The 22763-nt window shown below is 62.4% G+C and carries 21 protein-coding genes; 12 read left to right on the forward strand and 9 right to left on the reverse strand.

Features of this window, described 5'->3' with window-relative positions; translation table 11 throughout:
- Nucleotides 1–21: 21 nt before the first annotated feature.
- Nucleotides 22–936, reverse strand: a complete 915-nt coding sequence (locus PSH66_RS16465; protein ID WP_003174275.1) for a LysR substrate-binding domain-containing protein — start codon at nucleotides 934–936, stop codon at nucleotides 22–24.
- A 92-nt stretch (nucleotides 937–1028) separates the two neighbouring features.
- Between PSH66_RS16465 and PSH66_RS16470 the strand changes: the two genes are divergently transcribed.
- The gene (locus PSH66_RS16470) at nucleotides 1029–2027 is read left to right on the forward strand and encodes a DMT family transporter (RefSeq protein ID WP_141063959.1); all 999 of its coding nucleotides are present in this window, start codon (nucleotides 1029–1031) and stop codon (nucleotides 2025–2027) included.
- Here the strand turns inward: PSH66_RS16470 and PSH66_RS16475 are convergent.
- Nucleotides 2014–3417, reverse strand: a complete 1404-nt coding sequence (locus PSH66_RS16475) for an MFS transporter (RefSeq protein WP_305427233.1) — start codon at nucleotides 3415–3417, stop codon at nucleotides 2014–2016. The two genes, PSH66_RS16470 and PSH66_RS16475, sit on opposite strands and share 14 nt — an antisense overlap.
- A 301-nt stretch (nucleotides 3418–3718) precedes the next feature.
- Here PSH66_RS16475 and proP point away from each other — a divergent pair, with 301 nt between their 5' ends.
- Together proP and PSH66_RS16485 are read left to right on the forward strand one after the other, a co-directional pair.
- Nucleotides 3719–5221, forward strand: a complete 1503-nt coding sequence (proP, locus tag PSH66_RS16480) for a glycine betaine/L-proline transporter ProP (protein ID WP_078733030.1) — start codon at nucleotides 3719–3721, stop codon at nucleotides 5219–5221.
- Nucleotides 5222–5272: 51 nt separating this feature from the next.
- Nucleotides 5273–5779: a GAF domain-containing protein gene (locus PSH66_RS16485; RefSeq protein ID WP_141063960.1), complete on the forward strand. Its 507-nt coding sequence runs from the start codon at nucleotides 5273–5275 to the stop codon at nucleotides 5777–5779.
- Here the strand turns inward: PSH66_RS16485 and PSH66_RS16490 are convergent.
- The gene (locus PSH66_RS16490) at nucleotides 5754–6677 is read right to left on the reverse strand and encodes an AraC family transcriptional regulator (RefSeq protein ID WP_305427234.1); all 924 of its coding nucleotides are present in this window, start codon (nucleotides 6675–6677) and stop codon (nucleotides 5754–5756) included. The two genes, PSH66_RS16485 and PSH66_RS16490, sit on opposite strands and share 26 nt — an antisense overlap.
- A gap of 164 nt (nucleotides 6678–6841) precedes the next feature.
- On the opposite strand from PSH66_RS16490, the gene PSH66_RS16495 reads away from it, so the two are divergent.
- The 3 genes from PSH66_RS16495 (at nucleotide 6842) to PSH66_RS16505 (ending at nucleotide 11711) form a co-directional block, all read left to right on the forward strand.
- Nucleotides 6842–7864: an alpha/beta hydrolase gene (locus PSH66_RS16495; RefSeq protein ID WP_003174281.1), complete on the forward strand. Its 1023-nt coding sequence runs from the start codon at nucleotides 6842–6844 to the stop codon at nucleotides 7862–7864.
- Nucleotides 7864–9048 (forward strand): MFS transporter, encoded by a 1185-nt coding sequence (locus PSH66_RS16500; RefSeq protein ID WP_305427235.1) that lies wholly within the window; start codon nucleotides 7864–7866, stop codon nucleotides 9046–9048. Before PSH66_RS16495 ends, PSH66_RS16500 begins: the two co-directional genes overlap by 1 nt.
- A 74-nt stretch (nucleotides 9049–9122) precedes the next feature.
- Complete coding sequence (locus PSH66_RS16505; RefSeq protein ID WP_305427236.1) at nucleotides 9123–11711, forward strand: EAL domain-containing protein; 2589 nt, start codon at nucleotides 9123–9125, stop codon at nucleotides 11709–11711.
- Here the strand turns inward: PSH66_RS16505 and PSH66_RS16510 are convergent.
- Nucleotides 11696–12517 (reverse strand): helix-turn-helix domain-containing protein, encoded by an 822-nt coding sequence (locus PSH66_RS16510; protein ID WP_003174285.1) that lies wholly within the window; start codon nucleotides 12515–12517, stop codon nucleotides 11696–11698. The two genes, PSH66_RS16505 and PSH66_RS16510, sit on opposite strands and share 16 nt — an antisense overlap.
- 97 nt (nucleotides 12518–12614) lie before the next feature.
- On the opposite strand from PSH66_RS16510, the gene PSH66_RS16515 reads away from it, so the two are divergent.
- The 3 genes from PSH66_RS16515 (at nucleotide 12615) to PSH66_RS16525 (ending at nucleotide 16339) form a co-directional block, all read left to right on the forward strand.
- Nucleotides 12615–13826 (forward strand): MFS transporter, encoded by a 1212-nt coding sequence (locus PSH66_RS16515; RefSeq protein WP_078733023.1) that lies wholly within the window; start codon nucleotides 12615–12617, stop codon nucleotides 13824–13826.
- A gap of 119 nt (nucleotides 13827–13945) precedes the next feature.
- Complete coding sequence (locus PSH66_RS16520; protein ID WP_305427237.1) at nucleotides 13946–15076, forward strand: sensor histidine kinase; 1131 nt, start codon at nucleotides 13946–13948, stop codon at nucleotides 15074–15076.
- A 96-nt stretch (nucleotides 15077–15172) separates the two neighbouring features.
- Nucleotides 15173–16339: a GGDEF domain-containing protein gene (locus PSH66_RS16525; protein WP_305427238.1), complete on the forward strand. Its 1167-nt coding sequence runs from the start codon at nucleotides 15173–15175 to the stop codon at nucleotides 16337–16339.
- A 27-nt stretch (nucleotides 16340–16366) separates the two neighbouring features.
- Here the strand turns inward: PSH66_RS16525 and PSH66_RS16530 are convergent, their stop codons facing one another.
- A complete protein-coding gene (locus tag PSH66_RS16530) occupies nucleotides 16367–16789 on the reverse strand; it encodes an MAPEG family protein (RefSeq protein ID WP_078733020.1) in 423 nt (140 codons plus the stop codon).
- Complete coding sequence (locus PSH66_RS16535; RefSeq protein ID WP_078733019.1) at nucleotides 16782–17087, reverse strand: DUF2834 domain-containing protein; 306 nt, start codon at nucleotides 17085–17087, stop codon at nucleotides 16782–16784. Before PSH66_RS16535 ends, PSH66_RS16530 begins: the two co-directional genes overlap by 8 nt.
- Nucleotides 17088–17170: 83 nt before the next feature.
- Here PSH66_RS16535 and PSH66_RS16540 point away from each other — a divergent pair, with 83 nt between their 5' ends.
- Complete coding sequence (locus PSH66_RS16540) at nucleotides 17171–17959, forward strand: helix-turn-helix domain-containing protein (RefSeq protein ID WP_305427239.1); 789 nt, start codon at nucleotides 17171–17173, stop codon at nucleotides 17957–17959.
- 56 nt (nucleotides 17960–18015) lie between these two features.
- Nucleotides 18016–19722 carry an amidase gene (locus tag PSH66_RS16545; RefSeq protein ID WP_042944802.1) on the forward strand — a complete coding sequence of 569 codons (1707 nt, stop codon included), beginning with the start codon at nucleotides 18016–18018 and terminating at the stop codon, nucleotides 19720–19722.
- Nucleotides 19723–19794: 72 nt separating this feature from the next.
- Here the strand turns inward: PSH66_RS16545 and PSH66_RS16550 are convergent, their stop codons facing one another.
- Both PSH66_RS16550 and PSH66_RS16555 read right to left on the reverse strand, forming a co-directional pair.
- Nucleotides 19795–20529 (reverse strand): CPBP family intramembrane glutamic endopeptidase, encoded by a 735-nt coding sequence (locus PSH66_RS16550; RefSeq protein WP_181408610.1) that lies wholly within the window; start codon nucleotides 20527–20529, stop codon nucleotides 19795–19797.
- Nucleotides 20529–20747, reverse strand: coding sequence for a DUF6434 domain-containing protein (locus PSH66_RS16555; RefSeq protein WP_003174293.1), 219 nt, complete (start codon nucleotides 20745–20747; stop codon nucleotides 20529–20531). Before PSH66_RS16555 ends, PSH66_RS16550 begins: the two co-directional genes overlap by 1 nt.
- 234 nt (nucleotides 20748–20981) lie before the next feature.
- Between PSH66_RS16555 and PSH66_RS16560 the strand changes: the two genes are divergently transcribed.
- Entirely contained in the window at nucleotides 20982–21407 is a 426-nt protein-coding gene (locus PSH66_RS16560; protein ID WP_003174294.1) for a nuclear transport factor 2 family protein, read from the forward strand.
- 12 nt (nucleotides 21408–21419) lie between these two features.
- Here the strand turns inward: PSH66_RS16560 and PSH66_RS16565 are convergent, their stop codons facing one another.
- A complete protein-coding gene (locus PSH66_RS16565; protein ID WP_305427240.1) occupies nucleotides 21420–22745 on the reverse strand; it encodes a PLP-dependent aminotransferase family protein in 1326 nt (441 codons plus the stop codon).
- Between the last annotated feature and the right edge of the window lie 18 nt (nucleotides 22746–22763).

Here is a 22763-nt window from a genome sequence, read left to right on the forward strand (position 1 = left end):
TGACGGGGACCCCAAAGGTGGTCAGCTGTCACCTTCACTCTGCAACTGCGCCTCCAGCCAGCCCAGCAACGCCGCTATCTCTGCCCGGCTGCCCGCCTCTTGATGCCGGTAAATCGAAATCGCCTCGGGCAGATACACCCGCTCGGCGCACGGCCGCACCAGCGCACCACTTTCAATCAAACGGCCCGCCGTACGCTGCCAACCCATGGCGACCCCATGCCCCTCCACCGCCGCCTGCAACATCAGCGGGTAGCTATCGAACGTGACACTGCGCGCATCCTCGGCCAATGCCTGACCGAACACTTGCAACCAGCTCTCCCACTCCATCAGGTGCGGAGGCTCGGAGCTGTGGTGCAAAAACGTGCATGACTGCAAATCGGCCAGTGACAGGGGTTTTGGCGTGGCGAGGTAAGCTGGGCTGCACACCGGAAATACTTCGTCGGAGGCGGTGAACATCAACGGATGCGCGCCGCTGGCGCGCCGCGTGCTTTGCAGGGCGACGTCGAAGGGACCCGTGAATTCCGTCAAGGGTCGGGTGGAAGTCACCACCTGGATTTCGATCTGCGGGTATTGCTGGTGAAAGCTCGACAGGCGCGGCATCAGCCAATAAAACGCCTCACACAATTGACAGAGCAGTACCACCCGATTGCTGTGCGGTGAGGCCCGTAGGCGCGCGGCGCTGTCACGGATGCTGTGCAATGCGTCGCTGACTACCCGCGCCAGGTCATGTCCTTCCTGGGTGAGGAACACCGCACGGTTGCGCCGATAAAACAGCTTCACCCCGAGGTTGTCCTCCAGCCCGCGTATCTGGCGACTGATGGCGGCCTGGGTGATGTGCAGCTCATCACCGGCCTTGGAAAAACTGCCCAGGCGCGCCGCCGCTTCAAACGGCAACAAGCTGGCCAGGGGCGGTAGGGTCTTGCCGAGTGTATTCATGATTTCAGGTTATGCATTCAGGGCCGAGAACTCGTTTGTAGCACAGCGGCACGCCTGGGCACCATGCATCCATTCCCTGATGGATAACCCTGATGAACTCAATGCAAACATCGATGCTCGCCGGCGTGATGCTGGCGGTGGTGGCGACCCTGGGTTGGGCGCTGAACTTCATCACCCCTTACGTCAGCGGCGCCTACAGCCTCTACGACCTTATGGTGGTGCGGTTTCTGATCGCAGGAATAGTGGGCCTGGTGGGCACCCTGCTGTGCCGGGCCCACCTGCGTGTGCTCGGGCCTGGCCAATGGTGCGTCGCCGCTGCGCTCGGTGCCCTCGGTTGCCTGGGGTACGGCGTGTGCATCGCTGCGGGTGTGGTGTTCGGCGGCCCGGTACTGACGCCCGCGTTTGTCGGTCTGGTTCCGGTGTTGCTCGCGCTGGTCGGCAACGCCCGCGACAAGACCATACAGTGGCGTCGGCTGGCGGCACCGCTGGCCTGCGTAACGGCAGGCTTGTTGCTGTCAAACCTCAGCAGCGTGCATCAGCCGTCATTGGGCATTGTCGCCTGGCTGGGCGGGCTGTTTTTTTCGGTGAGTGCAGTGGCCTTGTGGATTGGCTTCAGTGTGATCAACCAACGGCAATTGATGAAACTGCCGGCGTCGGCCACCGGGCTTTGGAGCGCCTTGATGCTGGTGGGTGCGGGTATCTCGACGTTGTGCCTGCTACCTGGGGTGCTGGCCCTGGGCTTGCTCAAACTGCCAACCCTGGGCTTCAGCCTGAGCCAGGCAGGGCCGTTGTATACCTGGGGTTTGATCATCGCGGTGATGTCCACCGTGGTGGGTGCCTGGGCCTGGAACGCCGCAACCCGGCGCCTGCCCATGGTGCTGAGCGGGCAACTGATTGCCCTCGAGTCGCTGTTCGCCACGCTGCTCGGCCTGTGGTTTCACGAGCGCTGGCCAACGCCGATGGAAGCCGCTGGCCTGGCCGCCGTGTTGATGGGAGTGGTGATGGCGGTGCGGATCATCCTGACCGGGGCAAGCGCCCCTGTAAAACGGGGCTTGATCGACTCAAGCCCCGGCCGCTTTACAGGTCAGTGATTTCCTTGTGACGCGGCACCAGGCTCTTCATCACGCTCCAAGCCACCAGGTAGGCCAGCGCGCAGATAGCGAACATGATCATGTAGCCGGTGTGGATGTCGTTGATCGACTTGTAGTAATCGAACACCCAGCCGCCGATCTTGGTCATCACCACGCCGCCGAGGCCGCCGGCCATGCCGCCAATTCCCACCACCGAGGCCACGGTTTTCTGCGGGAACATGTCGGACACGGTGGTGAAGATATTGCACGACCACGCCTGATGCGCAGAGGCGCCCACGCCGATCAGCAATACCGGCACCCAGAAGCTGATATAGCCCAGCGGCTGCGCCAGCAACACCACCAGCGGGAACAATGCGATCACCAGCATGGCCTTCATACGCCCGTCATACGGCGCATCGCCGCGCGCCATGAAGTAGCTGGGGAACCAGCCGCCGCCGATGCTGCCAACCATGGTCATGCTGTACAGCACGGCCAGCGGCATCACGATATCGGCGCCTTTCATGCCGTACTGCGCCGACAGGTAAGTGGGCAGCCAGAACAGGAAGAACCACCACACGCCGTCGGTCATGAACTTGCCGAAGGCAAAGGCCCAGGTCTGGCGGTAGGTCAGCAGCTTGAACCACGAGACTTTTTTCTCGACCGTGCCGGCGGGCGCCTTGGCGAACGGCTGCAGGGTCTGGTCGCTACGGATGTAGGCCAGTTCTTCGGCCGAAAGACGTTTTTGCTGCTCGGGCTTTTCGTACACCGCCGCCCACACCGCGACCCACACGAAGCCGAGCATGCCGATGACCATGAAGGCCGCTTCCCAGCCCCACATGCTGGCAATCAAGGGCACGCAGATCGGCGCCAGGATCGCGCCGACGTTGGCACCGGAGTTGAAAATGCCAGTGGCCAGGGAGCGTTCTTTCTTCGGGAAATATTCGGCGGTGGCCTTGATTGCAATCGGGAAGTTACCCGCCTCGCCGATCGCCAGTACTGCGCGGGAGAGCATGAAACCGGCAATCGACACCGGAATCACCGCCAGCCCGATGGCGCCGCTGACGGCAGCGATGCCCTCGCCCATCGGCACTGAGAACGCGTGCATGATCGCGCCAGTGGACCAGATCGCAATCGCGATCACATAGGCGGCCTTGGTGCCGATCTTGTCGACAAAGCGCCCGGCGAACAGCATCGAGATCGCATACACAAACTGGAACACCGCCGCGATGTTGGCGTAGTCGGTGTTGCTCCAGCCAAACTGCGTCGACAGCTGCGGCGCCAGCAGGCTGAGCACCTGGCGATCGAGGTAGTTGACGGTGGTGGCGAAAAACAGCATCGCGCAGATGGTCCAGCGATAGTTGCCGACCGCCTGGCCAACACGATGGGCACTGATGGGCTCGTTCAGATTCATGGCATCACTTTTATTTTTGTTAGGTAGGACATAGACAACGTCATATGTCGTCGTACAACTGCGGCTTTTATATCGGGCAGCCATCGGCGTGTCAATCTGAAAATTCGCGAATTGTCCAGGCATTGCTTGGTTACCAGACGTTTCAAGAAAACCCGGTTGTAGGATGACAAAAGCGATTTTTCGTCAATCGAGAAAAAACACGCCTGGAGGTGAATTATTTCACCCGCGCTTGTATCTGAACTGACAGAGCGGTGCTGTCGCGGTGATAGCACCTCCCCTGTTCGGTTTTAGAGTGGTCCGCATGAAATTACGAAAAAAAAGCGTCAAGCCCATCGGGCTGAATGACATCACCATTGTCGACGACACCAAGGTGCGCAAGGCGATCACCGCCGCCGCCCTGGGCAATGCCATGGAATGGTTCGATTTTGGCGTCTACGGGTTTGTCGCTTATGTGCTCGGCAAGGTGTTCTTCCCGGACGCCTCGCCCAGCGTACAAATGATCGCCGCACTCGGTACGTTCTCGGTGCCGTTCCTGATTCGCCCCCTGGGCGGCCTGTTCTTCGGCGCGCTCGGCGATAAATACGGGCGGCAGAAAGTCCTCGCGGCGACCATCGTGATCATGTCGCTCAGTACATTCGCCATCGGCCTGATCCCCGGCTATGCGTCCATCGGTATCTGGGCGCCGATCCTGTTGCTGCTGTGCAAGATGGCCCAAGGTTTCTCGGTCGGCGGTGAATACACCGGGGCCTCGATTTTCGTCGCCGAATACGCGCCGGACCGCAAGCGCGGTTTCCTCGGCAGTTGGCTGGACTTCGGCTCCATTGCCGGTTTCGTGCTGGGTGCGGGTGTGGTGGTGCTGATTTCGAGCGTGCTGGGTGAAGCCGACTTCGAAGCCTGGGGCTGGCGCCTGCCGTTCTTCCTCGCCCTGCCCCTGGGCATCATCGGCCTGTACCTGCGCCACGCGCTGGAAGAAACCCCGGCGTTCCAGCAGCATATGGACAAACTTGAACAAGGCGACCGCGAAGGCCTGAGCCACGGCCCCAAAGTCTCGTTCAAGGAAGTCGCCACCCAGCATTGGCGCAGCCTGCTGACCTGCATCGGGATCGTCGCGGCCACCAACGTGACGTACTACATGCTGCTCACCTACATGCCCAGCTACCTGTCGCACAACCTGCACTACAAAGAAAACAGCGGCGTGCTGATCATCATCGCGATCATGGTCGGCATGCTGTTCGTGCAGCCGTTCATTGGCTTTGTCAGCGATAAGATCGGCCGCAAGCCGTTCATCATCACTGGCAGTATCGGCCTGCTGTTTCTGTCCATTCCGGCGTTCATGCTGATCACCAGCGGCAAGATCGGCCTGATCTTCGCCGGCCTCCTGATCCTGGCGGTGATCCTCAACTTCTTTATCGGCGTGATGGCCTCGACATTGCCGGCAATGTTCCCCACTCACCTGCGCTACAGCGCACTGGCCAGCGCGTTCAACGTTTCGGTGTTGATCGCCGGTGTCACCCCGACCGCCGTGGCCTGGCTGGTGGAAAGTACCAACGACCTGTACATGCCCGCCTATTACCTGATGGTGTTCGCCGTGGTCGGCCTGATCACTGGCCTGACCATGAAGGAAACCGCCAACAAGCCCCTGCGTGGCGCGGCACCGGCGGCGTCGGACATGGAAGAAGCCAAGGAGTTGCTGCAGGAACACCACGACAATATCGAGCAGAAGATCGAAGACATCGATGCCGAGATTGCCGAACTGGAAGCCAAGCGCAAGAACCTGGTGCAACAACATCCACGTATCAACTAAACCCTGACCCTGCGTGGCGGCCGAGGCCACCGCGTTAAAGGAGAGTCCAGCATGCTTGCGAGCGTCACCGCCCCACAATCGTTACTCAGCGCGCAAGAACGCGCGGCGATTGCCGAAATAGAAGCCACCACCAGCATCCTGCAATTGGTCACGCGTCTTACCAATATGCGATTTGCCGGCATCGCCAAGTTCACTGACCAGGAATGGATCGTGTGTTCGGCGTACGACCCCATGGAAATGGGCATCGACGTGGACGATGTACTCGACCTGGAAACCACCCTGTGCAGCGAGTTCTGCGTCAACCCCCAGACCTTGTTCATCCCCCAGGTCAGCGCAGACGGCCGCTTTGCCGCGCGGCCCGTGGTCAAGCAATACGCAATCGAAAGTTACGCGGGAGCACCGATCTTCCTCCCCGACGGCCGCCTCTTCGGCGCACTGTGCGCGCTGGATTCCCGCGCGATGCTGTTCGACGACCCCAACCTGCCGGAAACCCTCAGCCTGTTCGCCCGGCTGATCGGCTGTATTTTTTTCGCTAATTTGACCGCGACTGATCACTGAGCATCGACTTGCCGCGTAACCCGGCAATGTCGCGTTTGGGCGGCACGCCGAACAGCCGGCTGTACTCGCGGCTGAACTGCGACGGGCTTTCGTAGCCCACCTTGAACGCCGCGCTGGACACGTCTTGATGCTCGTTGAGCATCAACCGGCGAGCCTCGTTCAAGCGCAACCACTTCTGGTACTGCAACGGGCTCATTGCCGTGAGCTGGCGAAAATGATGATGAAACGTCGCCGCGCTCATTTGCACCCGCGCCGCCAATTCTTCCACGCGCAACGCCCCATCATAATTGAGCTTGAGCCAGTCGATGGCCTTGGCGATCCGGTAGCCCTGCCCGTCGACCGCGCAGATCCGGCGCAACCGACCGGCCTGATCGCTCTGCAATAGCCGGTAGTGGATTTCGCGCTGAATCAACGGGGCGAGCACTGGGATGGCTTGCGGCTCGTCGAGCAATGCCACCAACCGTGCAAGCGCTTCCAGCAGGCCGTCCGTGACCGTACCGATCCCCACGCCTTTGAGTACCGAGCGTTCCCGCTGGGGCGGCAGCTCACTCTGCGCGATCAGTTCGGCCAGGATGCGCAGGTCCAACCCGAAGGTCAGCCCCAGGCAGGGCTGCCGGGCGCTGGCCTCAAGCACTTCGGAATTGGCCGGAATATCCAGCGATGTCACCAGGAAACGCGAGGTGTCGTAGGGATAGCCCTCGCCGCCCACCCACAGCTGCTTCCTACCCTGGACGACCAGCACGATGCACGGTTCGACCATGCACACCACTGGCGCCTGAGGGTGCTCACGCCGGTAAAAACCCAGACCCGGAATCGGCATCGGGTAGTCGCCGGGGGTGGTAACCCTTGAACCAATGGACTGCACCAGCGCATCCAGCGGCGATTGAGTGATCTTCATGACAGGCCCTTTTCTGATCACCGGACTTTACCCCGACCCGCCCTTGGGCGTCTGCCGCAATGCCGCAGACTCAGAGGATCAGGCAAGTAATCCAGTGTAATGCCCTACAGAACCGCGCCCGCCCTGGGGAAAATGTGCGGACCAACCCCTTCAAGGATCCGCCCATGAAACGCCTCTTGCTCACCCTGGGTCTGCTGGTGACGTCTTTTACTGCTCTGGGAGCCGACATGTCCAACGGTGCCGACAACTTCTACACAAGCAACAAGGTGACCGTTGAAAAAGTCACCTTCAACAATCAATACGGCATGCAGGTTGCGGGCAATCTGTTCGTGCCGAAGAACCTTGCACCGTCGTCGAAAAACGCCGCCCTGATCGTCGGCCATCCGATGGGCGCCGTCAAAGAACAGAGCGCCAATCTGTACGCCACCAAAATGGCCGAACAGGGTTTCGTCACACTGTCGCTGGACCTGTCGTTCTGGGGCGAAAGCGCCGGCACACCGCGCAATGCCGTGCTGCCCGACCTGTACACCGAGGATTTCAGCGCAGCGGTGGACTTCCTCGGCACCCGGTCCCTTGTCGACCGCGAACGCATCGGCGTGATCGGTGTCTGCGGCAGCGGCAGTTTCGCCATCGCCGCGGCAAAGATCGACCCACGCCTCAAGGCTATCGCCACGGTCAGCATGTATGACATGGGCGCGGCCAATCGCAATGGCCTCAAGCACGGCCTGACCCTGGAGCAACGCCGCCACATCCTGTTGCAAGCGGCCAATCAGCGGTATGTGGAATTCCAGGGTGGCGAAACCGTCTACACCGGCGGGACGCCCCTGACACTGACCGGCAACCCGATCGGCGACGAGTTTTTCGATTTTTACCGCACACCGCGCGGCCAGGTCACACCCGCCGGGGCCTCGCCGCAGACCACCACCATGCCGACGCTGACCAGTAACGTGAAGTTCATGAATTTCTACCCGTTCAACGACATCGAGACGATCTCTCCGCGCCCACTGCTGCTGATTGCCGGCGCCAACGCGCATTCCCTGGAGTTCAGCGAGGACGCCTACCAGCGTGCGGCCGAGCCCAAGGAGCTGGTGATCATTCCCAACGCGGGTCATGTGGACCTTTATGATCGGGTCGAGCTGATCCCGTTCGCCAAGCTCACCGCCTTCTTCAACAGTCATCTCAAGTGATGGTTCATGACTCACAGGCACCGCGCTGGGGCGCGGTGCTTGCCCTGTCCCTGGCGGCGTTTGCGCTGGTTGCCTCGGAGTTCATGCCGGTGAGCCTGCTGACCCCGTTGGCCGCTGACCTCGGCGTGACCCAGGGCCAGGCCGGCCAGGGCATTTCGGTGTCGGGGTTGTTTGCCTTGTTCACCAGCCTGATGATTGCCACCGTAGCGGCACGGGTTGACCGCAAGCGCCTGCTGATGGCGCTGACACTGTTGATGATCATGTCCGGCACGGTCGTGGCGTTCGCGCCGAACTACCTGGTATTCATGCTGGGCCGCGCGCTGATCGGCATCGCCATCGGCGGCTTCTGGTCGCTGTCGGCCGCCACCGCCATGCGCTTGGTGCCCGAGGCTCAGGTGCCGCGTGCGTTGGCCATGGTCAACGGCGGCAACGCACTGGCAACGGTGATCGCCGCGCCCCTGGGCAGTTTTCTCGGTGGTGTGATTGGCTGGCGTGGGGCGTTTTTCTGCGTGGTGCCGGTGGCGGTGATTGCGCTGGTATGGCTGCTGGTAAGCCTGCCACCGATCAAGACCCGCGCGAGCGCAAAAACCGCCAACGTACTGTGTTTGATGAAGCAGGCGCCCGTGGTGATGGGCATGCTGGCCGTGAGTGTGTTTTTCATGGGCCAGTTCATGCTGTTCACCTACCTGCGGCCGTTTCTGGAGAGCGTCACGCAGGTGAGCGTGTCCGGGCTGTCATTGGTGCTGTTGACACTGGGCCTGACCGGCCTGGCAGGCACGTTCCTGATCGAGCGTTTCCTCAAGCACAGCCTGTACCGCACGTTGATCGCTATCCCGGTATTGATGGCCCTGATTGCGATGGCGTTGGTCGCCTTCGGCAGTTCGACGCTGCTGACCACTCTGTTGCTAGGCGCTTGGGGCCTGGTGGCCACTGCCGCACCGGTAGGCTGGTGGACCTGGCTGGCCAACACCCTGCCCGAGGACGCCGAGGCCGGGGGTGGCTTGATGGTGGCGATCATTCAGTTGGCCATCGCGACGGGCGCCACGATGGGTGGTGTGGTATTTGACTTCAGCGGCTATCAGGCGACGTTTGAGTTGAGCGCGGCGCTGCTCTGCGTGGCGGCGCTGCTCGCGCGGATGGCACAACGCGCCAGTGAACGCGCAGTACACTGCTGCAACGCCTGATGGGTTAAATATTTCCCCAGGGCCGCCGATAGCCTGTCAAACCCCTGACTTGCCGCGAGGCCCTGCGCGAAATAATGCCCAACTCTCTCGCACCTATCGTCCGCTCGCTCTCCACGCGCACCAGCCTGTCGCTGACGCGCACCTCACTGTTCAACTTCATGATCCTGTTGGCCGGTGTCTTTGCGGCCGCGGCTTACTCGCTGATCTACCTCGCCCATGACATGGATCACTCGGAGCAGGCCGAAAGCGCATTCCATACGCGCAAAGCCATGCAGTCGATGGAAAAGTCCATGCGGTTGAACGTCAAGGACTACGCCTTCTGGAGCGACGCCTATAAGCATCTGCACCTGCAGGTAGACAACGACTGGGCCTATACGCGCGGCAATGTCGGCGCAACGCTGTTTCATGATTTCGGTTTTCAGGGCGTGTTTGTGGTCAACGATGCCGACCGCACGGTGTATGCAGTGGTCGAAGGCGAACAGCAACCCATCGAGATCAGCGAGTGGCTCGACCAGTCCATGGCACCCATTCTCGAACAGGCGCGGGCGGGGATTGAAAACGAAACAGCGGTGAGTACCCTCATCAACGTGCGCGGCAGCCCTGCGCTCGTGGCCGCCGCCGCCATCACGCCGGGCACCGACCCCACGGTGGTTGCCGACGACCGGCAAGCCTCGGTGCTGATTTTTGTCAACATTCTCGACGGCGCCAAACTGGGCGTGATCGGCGATGACTTCGGCGTGGCCAAGCTGCACATCGCCACACCCGCCGACATCGCCAAGGGCGTCTCCCTGCCGCTTGGCGACAAGGGCAGCGCGGGCAGCCTGTACTGGCAGCCGGAGCAGCCCGGCAAGCGTTTGATGGGCGTGGCCCTGCCGCTGCTGGGCCTGGCCGCGTTGCTGGTGTGCCTGATGACCTGGGTGATTTTGCGGCGCAGCACCGCGGCCGCCCTCGCCCTCGATGCCAGCCATGACTCGTTGCAAAGCAGCCAGAACGCCTTGGCCACCAGTGAAGCGCGCTTTCGCGATGTGGTCGAGGCCAGTTCCGATTGGGTGTGGGAGATCGATGCCGATTGGCGCTTCACGTATTTGTCGGAACGCTTCGAAAACGTGACCGGGCTGGCCCGTAATACGTGGATCGGCGCGGCCATGAACGACCTGCTGGAGACCGAAGACGGCTTGCTCTCACAGTGGTTGTGCACGCCCGGACGCCGCCCCGACCTCAGTGTGCAATGCCTGTACCTGGACGCTCAGGGGCAAGAGCGCACCACCCGCTTATCGGCGCGGCAAATGCCCTGTGGCGGGTTTCGCGGCACGGCCACCGACGTGACGGAAGAAGTCGAGGCGCGTCGGCGTATTGAGTTTCTGTCTCTGCATGACGCCCTGACCGGCTTGCCCAACCGCACGCGCCTGCAAGCCTTCCTCGACAGCAAACTCAAAGCGCTGCCGCCCCCGGAACGCCCGCTGGTCATGCTCAGCCTGGACCTGGACCGCTTCAAGCCGGTCAATGATTTGCTCGGGCATGCCGCCGGCGACCGCGTGCTCAATGAAGTGTCGAGCCGCCTGAGCGCTTGCGTGCGCCATGGCGACCTGGTGGCGCGGGTCGGAGGCGATGAGTTTGTGCTGATCCTGACCGATGCCGGCACGCAGGACGACGTCGAAAATCTGTGCCGACGTTTGATCGGGTCGATCGAGCAGGCCATTCGCATTGATGAGCAGGACGTGTTTATCAGCGCCAGCATCGGCATCACGCTGGCCCCCAATGATGCCAGCGAGGTCACCGAGCTGCTGCGCTACGCCGATATCGCGCTGTACGAAGCCAAGGCCGCCGGGCGCAATACCTGGCGCTTTTACTCGGGCGAAATGAACGCACGCATCATCGAACGACGCCGCCTGGAAAGCGACCTGCGCTATGCGATCAAACATGGGGAATTGCGCCTGCACTTCCAGCCGCGCTATCGCATCGCCGACGGGCAGATGGTCGGGGCCGAGGCGCTGGTGCGCTGGCAACACCCGGTGCGCGGGCTGATCGCCCCGGACACCTTCATCCCGATTGCCGAAGAGTCGGGGCTGATCCTGTCACTCAGCGACTGGGTGCTGGCAACCGCCTGCGCCTGCGCCGCCCAGTGGCCGGGCAACCTGTTCGTGTCGGTTAACCTGTCGCCCATCGAGTTCAAGCGCGGCCACCTGGTCCAGCGCGTACGTCATGCGCTGGATGCCTCGGGTATCGATCCGGCGCGGGTGGAAGTGGAAATGACCGAGAGCGTGATGCTCGAAGACGCCGTCGGCGCCCTGGAGGTGATGCACACGCTCAAACAACTGGGTATTCGTATTGCCATGGATGATTTCGGCACCGGGTACTCTTCCCTGAGCTACCTGCGCGCCTTTCCGTTCGATGGGCTGAAGATCGACCGCAGCTTCCTCACCCGCCTGGAGGACAGCGACGACGACAAAGCCATCATCCAGGCCATCGTCGGCCTCGGCCGCGCCCTGGCCCTCACGGTGACCGCCGAGGGCATCGAAACCGCCGAGCACCTGGCCATGCTCAAGGCGGTGGCCTGCGACGAGGGCCAGGGTTACTTTCTCAGCCGGCCGATGGATGTCGACGCATTCAACGGTCTGCTCGCGCAAGACACGCAACAAACCAAGAGCTATTTGAAAAAGTGACTCGGCGTCTTGCCGAATTGCTTCTTGAACATGCTGGTAAACGCGCTCGGGCTGTCGTAGCCGAGCGCCAGGGCCACGTCGATAATCTTCTCTCCCACCGCGATGCGCTCCAATGCCAGCAGCAAACGCGCCTGCTGGCGCCATTGCCCGAAGGTCATGCCGGTTTCCTTGCGAAACAGGCGCTGGATGGTTTTCTGGTCCAGGTCCAGGCGCTCGCTCCAGTGCGCGACGGTGGACGCATCGCCAGGGTCCTGTTGCAGGGCCAGGCAAATGTGCTGGATGCGCGGGTCGGCAGGCTGCGGCAGGGATAGCGGCAAAGCGGGCAACAGGGCCAGTTCGTCGAGGATCAGGTGCATGATTCGCGCATCCCGCGAGTCCTCGGCATAGGGCGGCTTGAGGCTGACCGAAGCCTTGATCAGCTCACTCAACAATGGCGAGATGCTCACCGCCTTGGTCTCGGTGGGCAGGTTGGGGAAGCTGTCGGCGCGGACAAACACGCTGCGCATTTTCAGCGGCCCCACGCAACGCAGGGAATGCACGTGCCCGCAGGGCATCCAGAAGCCGCGATTGGGCGGCACCGTCCACTGGTTCTGCGCCGAATGCACGACCATCACGCCTTCCGTGGCGTAGAGCAGTTGATGCTTCTCGTGACTGTGGTCGGGGATCACCCAGTTTTCCGGGTAATCGGTGGCCGAACTGATCACGGCCCAATCGCCCTCGTCGATCTCTTGCAGGAATTTATCCAGGGATTTGATCATTTCGCCCTTTTTGCGACAGTTGTCGCCCCGATTTCGTGAGACAGGCATTTTGTGCGAATCTAGCATAAACCCCGAAACAATTTGAAATGGGCAGCCGGCTTAAGTACTGGTTGCCCCTGTTCGCTGCCTTGTATGGAATGCCTGCATGTCGACACTCACCGCGTCACCCGCTGCTGCAACCAGTACACCCCACGTCAGCCCCTTGGTTATGCGTATCCTTGGCGCCTGCGCCCTGGCGCACCTGATCAACGACCTGATCCAGGCCGTGCTGCCATCGATCTACCCGATGCTCAAGGCCAACTACGGACTGACGTTCACCCAGGTGGGGATGATCACCCTGACCTTCCAACTGACCGCCTCGCTGCTGCAACCGTGGATCGGTTACCACACCGACCGCCATCCCAAGCCCTGGCTGTTGCCCGCCGGGATGGTGTGCACCTTGATCGGCATCCTGATGCTGGCGTTTGTCGGTACGTTCCCGGCGATCCTGCTGGCGGCGGGACTGGTGGGCGTGGGCTCGTCGACCTTCCACCCGGAAACCTCGCGCGTGGCACGCCTGGCCTCCGGCGGCCGCTATGGCCTGGCGCAGTCGACCTTCCAGGTCGGCGGCAACACCGGCAGCGCCTTGGGGCCCCTGCTGGCGGCGGCGATCATCATTCCCTACGGCCAGGGCAATATCGCCTGGTTCGGCCTGTTTGCGGTGTTTGCGATCCTGGTGCTGTACGGCCTGAGCCGCTGGTACCGCAACCATCTCAACCTGTTCAAGCTCAAGCAAGGCGGCAAGGCGACCCATGGTCTGTCCAAAGGCCGCGTGACCTTTGCGCTGGTGGTGCTGGCCGTGCTGGTGTTTTCCAAGTACTTCTATATGTCCAGCCTCACCAGCTATTTCACCTTCTACCTGATCGAAAAGTTCAGCCTGTCGGTGGCCAGCTCCCAGTTGTACCTGTTCCTGTTTCTCGGCGCCGTGGCCGCGGGCACGTTTTTCGGCGGGCCGATCGGCGACCGCATCGGGCGCAAGAAAGTCATCTGGTTCTCCATCCTCGGTGCCGCGCCGTTCACCCTGGCCCTGCCCTATGTCGACCTGTTCTGGACCGCCGTGCTCAGCGTGGTGATCGGCTTTATCCTGGCCTCGGCGTTCTCGGCCATCGTGGTGTTTGCCCAGGAACTGGTGCCGGGCAATGTGGGGATGATTGCCGGTGTGTTCTTCGGCCTGATGTTCGGTTTCAGCGGGATCGGCGCGGCCCTGCTGGGTTTGCTCGCCGATAACCACGGCATCGAATACGTCTACAAGCTGTGCTCGTTCCTGCCGCTGGTGGGCATCCTGACGATCCTGCTGCCGTCGACCAAAGGCGTGTGACCGACCCGCTGCGCAGCGCTCTTGCACTGCGCAGCGTCACACCGACCAAATCGTGCTTAAATCCCTGTTTGGCAGCTCCGCGCGCGTCTCTGCGTATCGCCACTTGCAAGGATTACCGCATGCGCCTGTCAGATTTTATCCTTAGCAACCTCGAGCCGATCCTGCAGGACTGGGAAGATTTCGCCAGCACCATCCAGACCCCGGGCGCCGCCCTGGACCAGGAGGGCCTGCGCGACCACGCCGCGCAGATGCTGCACGCCATCGCCCAGGACCTGCGCACCACGCAGACCGTGCAGGAACAGCTGGACAAAGCCCAGGGCCTGGCCCCACAGGAAGAAGAGGAAACCCCTGCCGAAACCCACGCGGTGACACGCCTGATGGCGGGGTTCTCCATCGACCAGATGGTGTCCGAGTACCGTGCGCTGCGCACCAGCGTGCTGCGCCAGTGGCTCAAGCAGATCAAGGGCGGTACGGCACTGGATGTGGAGGACATGAACCGGTTTCATGAAGCCATCGACCAGGCCCTCGCCGAATCCATCGCCAGCTATTCGCGCGCGGTGGAAGCCTCGCGCAATGTATTCCTCGGCATTCTCGGTCACGACTTGCGCACACCGTTGGGCGCGATTTTGCTCGGTGCCGACATGCTCAGACGCTCGTCATCGGGTGGCGAACGCAATACCCGGGTGGCCACGCAGATCTACACCAGTGTTCAGCGCGCCAGCCAGATCGTCGGCGACCTGCTGGACCTGACACGCTGCCAGATGGGCCCCGGCATTCCGGTCAGGCGCACGCCGCTCGACCTGACGCCGATCTGCGAGCGCATCGTGGCGGAGATCCAGACATTCGATCCGCAAGCGCAGCTGCGCTTTGAGCCACACGCCTCGGTGGTGGGACAGTTCGACGGCGCGCGCATGGAACAGGTGTTCTCCAACATCATCGGTAACGCCGTGCATCACGGCGATCGGCACTCGCCCATCGCCGTGACGCTGGCAGTCACGCCATACAATTGTGTGTTCAGCGTGCACAACCACGGCACCCCGATCCCGCCGGATGTGCTGCCCTTCATTTTCAATCCCATGGGGCGCTTTTCCCAACGCTCGGTGATTGAACATGGCCCGACCGAAGGCTTGGGGCTGGGCCTGTTTATCGCCTCCGAAATCGTCGCGGCCCACCAGGGCTCGATCGAAGTCGAGTCCGACAGCCAACACGGCACGGTGTTTCGCGTGACTGTGCCGCTGAACGGCGCTTGAATACGTTAATAGCCTATAGCCACCAATGCTCCGAAAATGCCGGCGGAACGCTTACAATCGCGTTTGTCCACGCACCTCAGGCAGATCCGGCAACACATGACACTCGACCCTCCTACGATTTTGGCCCTCACCGTCGCCCTGGCCGCCGCGGCCGCACTCTATCTTGCGGTGGAATGGCGCAGCGTGCGCGAACCGTCGCTGCTGTTCTGGAGTGCCGGGTTCGCCACCATCACCCTGGGCTCCACCCTGGCCCTGCTACGCATCAACGGCTTTTTAGTCATCGGTGTCTGGTTCGCCAACGGTTTGCTGGTGACTGCACACTTTCTGTTTTTGCTCGGCGTGGCACGGTTTACCCAAGTGCGCGTATCGCGTGCGTGGTTCCTGATGGTCGCTGTCTGGTTCGGCATGCTGGCCTTGCCGACTGACCCGACAGGGTCCAAAACCATGCTGGCGGTGCAGTCCCTGCTGGTCGCCCTGCCCACCTTGCGCGCCAGTTTCCTGCTGCGGCCCCATGGCCGATCCTTGAGCGTGGGGGCGGTGCAACTGCGTTTCGTGCTGCTGATCCATGGGATGTTCTACGTGGCCAAGGCCCTCTCGGTGGTGATCCCCGGCACCCTGATCGACCTCGCCGCATTCAAGGGCGAAATCATCCAGATTTCCCTGGTGGAAGGCGCAATGGCGATCATGTTGATCGCCCTGTCCATGACCGGCTCCGAGCGCTACCGCCGTGAACAACAGATCGCCCGCCTCGCCGCCCGCGACCCACTCACCGCCCTCTACAACCGCCGCGCCCTCGACCTGCGCGCCCCGCACCTGCTGGCCCGGATCTCCCCGGCCCAACCCGGCGCCCTGCTGCTGATCGATATCGATAATTTCAAAGGGGTCAACGACCTCCATGGCCACACGGCGGGCGACCGTCTGTTGATCGCGCTCAGCGAAATGATCCGCAGCGTCGTGCCCAAGGGCGCACTGGCGGCACGCTTGGGCGGCGATGAATTCGTGATCCTGCTGAGCCCGGCGTCAACCGAACAGGTTGTCGAACTGGGCAGCGGCTTGCGCGGGCAATTCCAGCAACTGGCGGCGCAAAGCTTCAGCACCCCGGAACCGGTGACATTGAGTATTGGGGCGAACCTGTTCGATCAGCCACCGGCGAGTCTGGCGGCGCTGATTGAGCAAGGGGATTCGACGTTGTATGAGTCCAAGCGTGGGGGGCGCGACAGTATTCGGTTGGTGGACAACACGAGGCCGAGTGCCTATGGCTGATGACGGTGCGGTGGCCTCAGGCGCCGTTCATATCAACCGCAGCATCGTCACACCGCCGAGTCCCAACAAACACACCGTCCCCACCCCATACGCCAGCGTGCGCCACGGCTGCCACCCTGCCAGATACGTCACCGTATGCACCAGCCTGGCCAGGGTGAAACCGCCGGATAACCAGGCTGTCGCCACGGGCGCTGCCGCGAGCGCGACACCCAACCCGCCCAGCACAAAAAACAGCGGAATATTTTCCAAGTCATTGACCCAGGCTTTACTCGCTCGGCCAACCTGTGGCAGCTCCGTTGAATGCGCAGCACGTCTGAAGAACGCAGCATCTTCAACGTTAGTGAATACCCGTGCGCGAAGGCGGAAGTATCCCTGGTAGCAGGAAATCGCAAACATCTTCACGCACAGTACCAGCACACACAGGGCGTAGAGCTTAAGGGGATCATTCATCGCGCCCTCCATTGACCACGATGTAAAGCAATGGCCCCACCGACACAAACACCGCCGTCAACACAAAGTACGGCACCACCGAGGCTACCGATCGCCCTCGCCGCCGTGCATCCCGGTACATCCACACACACGCGAGTATCGCCATCAGGTACAGGTCAATCACCACCTGCGCGGTATCCGGCCGTGACATCAGTTCTCGCCCGAAGGCCAGCAGCGATTGCTCGGCGGTGAGCATCGTAGCCAGGGTGTAGAGCGAAAACCCGAGCAACGCGGCCAGGGCGATAGAGGATCGGGGCATGGTCTGTTCCTTGAGGTGATCGAGGCCCACCTTAGTGATAAGGTTTGGCCCCTCGCAATGACCTCGGAGGTCATCGACACGCCATGGACACCCCTGTTACCGCCGGCGAATACCTGCGCCAGTTACGCCGACAGGCCGCGTTGAGCCAACTCGAACTGGCCTTGATCACTGGGGTTTCCCAGCGCCATCTCAGCTGTATCGAGACCGGCCGCGCCAAGGCTGGCGCGGCTACCTTGCACACGCTGCTGACGGCACTGGACACACCACTGGAATACGCCAACCGCGTGTTCCTCGCCGCCGGTTACGCCCCCCGCTACACCGCCACTCCGCTCGCCTCGCCGGCCATGGCTGCGATTCGCGAAGCGCTCAGCCATGTGCTGCACGCCAATAACCCCGCGCCGGCGATCCTGTTGGGCAGCGAGTGGCAGGTGCTGGCGGCGAACGCCGGCACCGCTGTGCTGTTTGAGTTGGTAGGGATCCCGGCGCAGACGGCCGATGGCCTGAACCTGCTGACTACCTTGCTGCAGCCTGGCGGCCTGGGTGATCACCTGCTCAACGCCGAAGAGATCCGCACCCTGGCCTGGCAACGGGCGACCCGCGAAGCGCTGAGCAATCCGGGACTGGCCGCATTGCTGGCGAACCTGCCGCAGCCCACCCATACCGAATTGCCCGATGAAATGCCGCCGCTGGTACTCACACGCATCCGCTCAAGCCGGGGCGAGTTGAGCTTTCTGTCGACCTTCACCACCTTCGGCATGCCTCAGGACATCACCCTGACCTCGTTGCGCATCGAGCATCTGATTCCTGCGGACGACGCAACCTGGCAGGTGATGCGCAGCGCCTACGCCGATTATGCCGCGCTGGTTTTGTGAAATACCTGTACGTAGACTGCGCAGATACCACAACTGAAGGCGGCGAAGAAAACGTCATGCAAGTTACCGAAGTCTCCATTGCCCAATTGCGCGCTGCGCTTGAATCCGGCCAGACCACCGCGGTTGAACTGGTCAAGGCTTACCTGGCCCGGATCGATGCCTACGACGGCCCGCAGACCGCCACCGCGTTGAACGCGGTGGTGGTGCGCAACCCGCGAGCCCTTGAAGAAGCCGAGGCGTCCGATGCGCGCCGCGCCAAGGGCGAAACCCTGGGGCCATTGGACGGTATTCCCTACACCGCCAAAGACAGCTACCTGGTCAAAGGCCTGACCGCGGCCTCCGGCAGCCCGGCGTTTGCCAGGCTCGTTGCGCATCGCGACGCCTTCACCATCGAACGCCTGCGGGCCGGCGGCGCGATCTGCCTGGGCAAGACCAATATGCCGCCGATGGCCAATGGCGGCATGCAGCGCGGTGTGTATGGCCGCGCCGAAAGCCCCTACAACGCCCGCTACCTCACCGCGCCGTTTGCCTCCGGCTCCTCGAATGGCGCTGGCACCGCAACGGCGGCCAGCTTTGCCGCGTTCGGTCTGGCGGAAGAAACCTGGTCGAGCGGACGTGGCCCGGCGTCCAACAATGGCCTGTGCGCCTATACCCCGTCGCGCGGGGTGATTTCGGTGCGCGGCAACTGGCCGCTGACCCCGACCATGGACGTGGTGGTGCCGTTCGCGCGCACCATGGCCGACCTGCTGGAAGTGCTCGACGTGGTGGTCGCCGAAGACCCGGACACCCGTGGCGACCTGTGGCGCCTGCAACCCTGGGTGCCGATCCCCAGCGTTGCCTCGGTGCGCCCGGCTTCTTATGCCGAGCTGGCTGTCGGCACTAAAGCCCTCGCCGGTAAACGCTTCGGCGTGCCACGCATGTACATCAATGCCGACCCCGACGCCGGCACCAGCGAACACCCCGGCATCGGCGGGCCGACCGGGCAGAAGATCAACACCCGCGCCAGCGTGATCGACTTGTGGCAAGCCGCGCGCCAGGCGCTGGAGGCTGCCGGCGCCAACGTCATTGAAGTGGACTTCCCGCTGGTGTCCAACTGCGAAGGCGACCGTCCCGGCGCGCCGACGGTATTTACCCGTGGTTTGGTGTCCAAGGAATTCCTGCACGATGAGTTATGGGAACTGTCAGCCTGGGCGTTCGACGACTTCCTGCGCGCCAACAACGACCCGGCGCTCAATCGCCTGGCGGATGTGGACGGCCCGCAGATTTTCCCCCACGACCCCGGCACCCTGCCCAACCGCGAAGACGACCTCGCCGCCGGCATGGACGAGTACGTGCGCATGGCGCAGCGCGGCATCACGCCGTGGAACGATATCAGCAGCCTTCCCGACGGCCTGCACGGCCTGGAGCAAACCCGGCGCATCGACCTGGAAGACTGGATGGACACACTGGGCCTGGACGCGGTGCTCTTCCCCACCGTCGCCGACGTCGGCCCGGCGGACGCCGACGTGAACGAAGCCAGCGCCGACATTGCCTGGAGCAACGGCATCTGGGTGGCCAACGGCAACCTCGCCATCCGCCACCTGGGCGTGCCCACCGTCACCGTGCCGATGGGCGTGATGGCGGATATCGGCATGCCGGTGGGGCTGACGTTTGCCGGGCGTGCTTATGATGATTCGGCGTTGTTGCGTTTTGCGGCGGCGTTTGAAGCGACCGGCAGCAAGCGCCTGGTGCCACCGCGTACACCGCCGTTGGCAGAGGAATAAACGCGATTCGCAGGTGTGCTGGCTTGCCTGCGATGGGCAGGGGTATCTACACAGGTTTGAGTGGATCTCAAATCAGCTGCTATAGGGCACGGCAATCAACAGGATTGCCGTACCGTGGGTCAGCGTTGACGCCAGCACACCGTAGCGCATACACACCAAGGCGCAGGCCACCCCCTCCATCAGGGTAAACAGCAACACTGGCAACCCCAACTGAGTAACACTCAGCGCCAGGAAGGCATGGCAAGCCGCGAAGGCCACGCCACTGATCAAGGCAGCCCTGAGGGGTTTCATCTGCTGCTCCAGATAGGCCTGCAAAAAACCGCGAAACAGCACCTCTTCCAACGCGTTGGCGCCATAGGCCAGCACCACCATGCCGGGCAACCACGCCCAGTAACCGGGGATCGCCGCGCCATCGATCGCCTGATAAAGCCGCAGCGGCGCGCCAATCAGACAGCCGACCGCCAGGCCAACCACCACGCCTGCCAGTCCACGCCCTTTGACCCACACAACCAGTCGCCACAATTCGGGCGCCACCCCTGCAAGCAATACAATCAATAGCAGCGCCAGACAACCCAATGCGCCCAACACAAGGGTATTGGCCGAAAAGGCGATCTCTAGGTCGCTGCCGAGCGCCCACAGCCCCAACGGCGTCATCGCATCGCGCATCAGCACAAACGCCGCCAGCAAGATCAGGATACGCATCGCCGCCAATGAGCGTGGCGTAAGCGCCCACCACACGCCAAATAACAGCAGGCCAGGCAGCAGATGAAGAAGGTAGTTGACCAGCACGCCGAGGGCGGACGTCATCACGCCCCTGAGTCCGCATTGCGACGTAGCCACTCATCCACCACGTCACCCATCGTCTTGGGCGTTTCGTCGCGAATCCACGCCATGAACGGGCGGTCGAATTTGAACGTGGGGCCACAGTGCAAAAGCATGAAGCGGCGTACGTTCTGGGTGTTTTTATAGTCAGGGGTCACCGGCGTGGCGCGGGTGATGGGGTTGCTGTGCCAGTCAAAATCCATTTGTGTGCTCGGGCAGTTTTAATCTCGGCGCTAGCATAGCCAGTGGCCAGGTCGCCAGGAAGTCCCAGCACTGGATTTGATGAAATCCCTCAGCGTGTTGAGACATCGTATAAGAATAAAAAACGCGCCTTTACCGGTTATTTCAAATTTTTCTTTCCTTCCTACAATAAAATATTGCATGGTTGTACGACGACTAAAACGGTCGCACACCCCAACAACAATAAGGAACCCTCCATGCAAAATGTCAAAGCGCTGATCGGTTTTCTGTGCCTGTTCAGCGGCTACGTGGCCGCCGCTCCTGCCGATCAAGACGTCGCCCAAGCGGTCGACCACCTGACCCAAGCCATGCTGCATAAAGACATCAAACAGCTGCAGGCCCTCACCGCCGAGAAGCTCACTTACGGCCACTCCAGCGGCAAGATCCAGAACAAACAGGAGTTCATTGCCGATATCGAGACCGGTCGCAGTGGCTTCAAGACCCTGGAAATGCAAAAACAGACCATCACCCTGCAAGGCGATACCGCCCTGGTGCGCAACCACTTTCACGCCCAGGCGGTAAACAGTGGCGTCGAAGTGCCCACCGACATCGAGAACTTTCAGGTCTGGCAGAAGCAGAAAGGCCACTGGCTGTTGATCGGACGCCAGGCGTTCAAATTCTGATCGCCAGCGGGCTCACCACGCCACCCCTTGGCGCACCTTGAGCAACGCCCCGCGCAGCGCCGGCATGTCCACCGAGCCCAGGGCCAGACGCAATGCGTGGGGCACATGGGCCGAGACGGCGAATGGCTCGGCGGTGGACACGCACACACCCTCGCGCTGCAGGGCCATGGCGACTTGATCGGCGCGGGCGTCCTCCGCCAACGGCAGCCACAAAAAGTAGGATGACGGGTGGCTGATGTACGTCAACCCCTTCAGCACCTGCGCCGCCAACGCCTGACGCGCCTGGGCGTCCTGGCGCTTTTGCGCCTCCAACTGCGCCACGGTGCCATCTTCGAGCCAGGCCACCGCAATGGCACTCATCACACCAGGCACGTTCCAGGTGGTGGCCATGATCGCGCGCTCGAGCTGTTTTACCCAGGCAATCGGCGCGGCGACAAACCCCACCCGCAGCCCGGTGGCGACACTCTTCGACAACCCGCCCACATACACCGTGCGCTCCGGTGCCAGACTCGCCAACGGTGGCGGTGCGTCTTCGGCCAGAAACGCGTAAGCCGCGTCCTCGATGATCATCAGGTTATGCTGACGGGCGATGGCGACCAGTCGTTCGCGCTGCGCCAGGCCCATGACCCAGCCCAATGGATTGTGCAAGGTCGGCATGCTGTACACCGCGCGCACCGGACGCTTGCGACACAGGGCGTGCAGGCAATCCAGGTCCGGGCCCTGGGCGGTCACGGGGATGGCGACGATTTCCAGCTGCAGGGTCTCGGCCAGCACCTTGAACCCCGAATACGTCAACGCGTCCACGGCGACCACATCCCCCGGCTTGAGCAGCGCCATCAAGGTGACCGCCAAACCATGCTGGGCGCCGCCGACCACCAGCACCTGCGCGGCCTCCACGGTCAGGCCCCGGCATGACAAGTGCCGCGCCATCGCCGCTCGCTCATGCAAGCGACCGGCATGGGGTTGATAACGCAGCAGTGCCTCCAGGTCGCCGGACAGCGCCAACTGGCGCAACGCCGTGCGCAGTAGCTCGGCCTGGCCCGGCGACGAGGGGTAATTAAAGTTGAGGTCGAGCATGCCGGCCGCCACCGCCATTTGCCCACTGCCCTGCCCCGGCGGCAACGAGATCTCGCGCACAAAGGTGCCACGCCCGATTTCGCCGCTGACCAGGCCCATGGCCGCCAGCTCCGTGTATACGCGACTGGCGGTGACCAGAGCCAGGCCATGCTCGGCCGCCAATTGGCGATGGGTGGGCAGACGCGTGCCGGCGGGCGTTTGCCCCGAGCGGATGGCTTCGGCAAAAGAGTCAACCAGCCGTTTGTAGCGGGCGCGGGGCATGGGCGTTGTATCCATGAC

This window comes from Pseudomonas sp. FP597 (genome assembly GCF_030687435.1).
Taxonomy (GTDB): domain Bacteria; phylum Pseudomonadota; class Gammaproteobacteria; order Pseudomonadales; family Pseudomonadaceae; genus Aquipseudomonas; species Aquipseudomonas lactucae.

Coding starts and splice junctions, on each gene's coding strand:
- PSH66_RS16465 (WP_003174275.1), bottom strand. CDS start 936: ATGAATACACTCGGCAAGACCCTACCGCCCCTGGCCAGCTTGTTGCCG.
- PSH66_RS16470 (WP_141063959.1), top strand. CDS start 1,029: ATGAACTCAATGCAAACATCGATGCTCGCCGGCGTGATGCTGGCGGTG.
- PSH66_RS16475 (WP_305427233.1), bottom strand. CDS start 3,417: ATGAATCTGAACGAGCCCATCAGTGCCCATCGTGTTGGCCAGGCGGTC.
- proP (WP_078733030.1), top strand. CDS start 3,719: ATGAAATTACGAAAAAAAAGCGTCAAGCCCATCGGGCTGAATGACATC.
- PSH66_RS16485 (WP_141063960.1), top strand. CDS start 5,273: ATGCTTGCGAGCGTCACCGCCCCACAATCGTTACTCAGCGCGCAAGAA.
- PSH66_RS16490 (WP_305427234.1), bottom strand. CDS start 6,677: ATGAAGATCACTCAATCGCCGCTGGATGCGCTGGTGCAGTCCATTGGT.
- PSH66_RS16495 (WP_003174281.1), top strand. CDS start 6,842: ATGAAACGCCTCTTGCTCACCCTGGGTCTGCTGGTGACGTCTTTTACT.
- PSH66_RS16500 (WP_305427235.1), top strand. CDS start 7,864: ATGGTTCATGACTCACAGGCACCGCGCTGGGGCGCGGTGCTTGCCCTG.
- PSH66_RS16505 (WP_305427236.1), top strand. CDS start 9,123: ATGCCCAACTCTCTCGCACCTATCGTCCGCTCGCTCTCCACGCGCACC.
- PSH66_RS16510 (WP_003174285.1), bottom strand. CDS start 12,517: ATGCCTGTCTCACGAAATCGGGGCGACAACTGTCGCAAAAAGGGCGAA.
- PSH66_RS16515 (WP_078733023.1), top strand. CDS start 12,615: ATGTCGACACTCACCGCGTCACCCGCTGCTGCAACCAGTACACCCCAC.
- PSH66_RS16520 (WP_305427237.1), top strand. CDS start 13,946: ATGCGCCTGTCAGATTTTATCCTTAGCAACCTCGAGCCGATCCTGCAG.
- PSH66_RS16525 (WP_305427238.1), top strand. CDS start 15,173: ATGACACTCGACCCTCCTACGATTTTGGCCCTCACCGTCGCCCTGGCC.
- PSH66_RS16530 (WP_078733020.1), bottom strand. CDS start 16,789: ATGAATGATCCCCTTAAGCTCTACGCCCTGTGTGTGCTGGTACTGTGC.
- PSH66_RS16535 (WP_078733019.1), bottom strand. CDS start 17,087: ATGCCCCGATCCTCTATCGCCCTGGCCGCGTTGCTCGGGTTTTCGCTC.
- PSH66_RS16540 (WP_305427239.1), top strand. CDS start 17,171: ATGGACACCCCTGTTACCGCCGGCGAATACCTGCGCCAGTTACGCCGA.
- PSH66_RS16545 (WP_042944802.1), top strand. CDS start 18,016: ATGCAAGTTACCGAAGTCTCCATTGCCCAATTGCGCGCTGCGCTTGAA.
- PSH66_RS16550 (WP_181408610.1), bottom strand. CDS start 20,529: ATGACGTCCGCCCTCGGCGTGCTGGTCAACTACCTTCTTCATCTGCTG.
- PSH66_RS16555 (WP_003174293.1), bottom strand. CDS start 20,747: ATGGATTTTGACTGGCACAGCAACCCCATCACCCGCGCCACGCCGGTG.
- PSH66_RS16560 (WP_003174294.1), top strand. CDS start 20,982: ATGCAAAATGTCAAAGCGCTGATCGGTTTTCTGTGCCTGTTCAGCGGC.
- PSH66_RS16565 (WP_305427240.1), bottom strand. CDS start 22,745: ATGCCCCGCGCCCGCTACAAACGGCTGGTTGACTCTTTTGCCGAAGCC.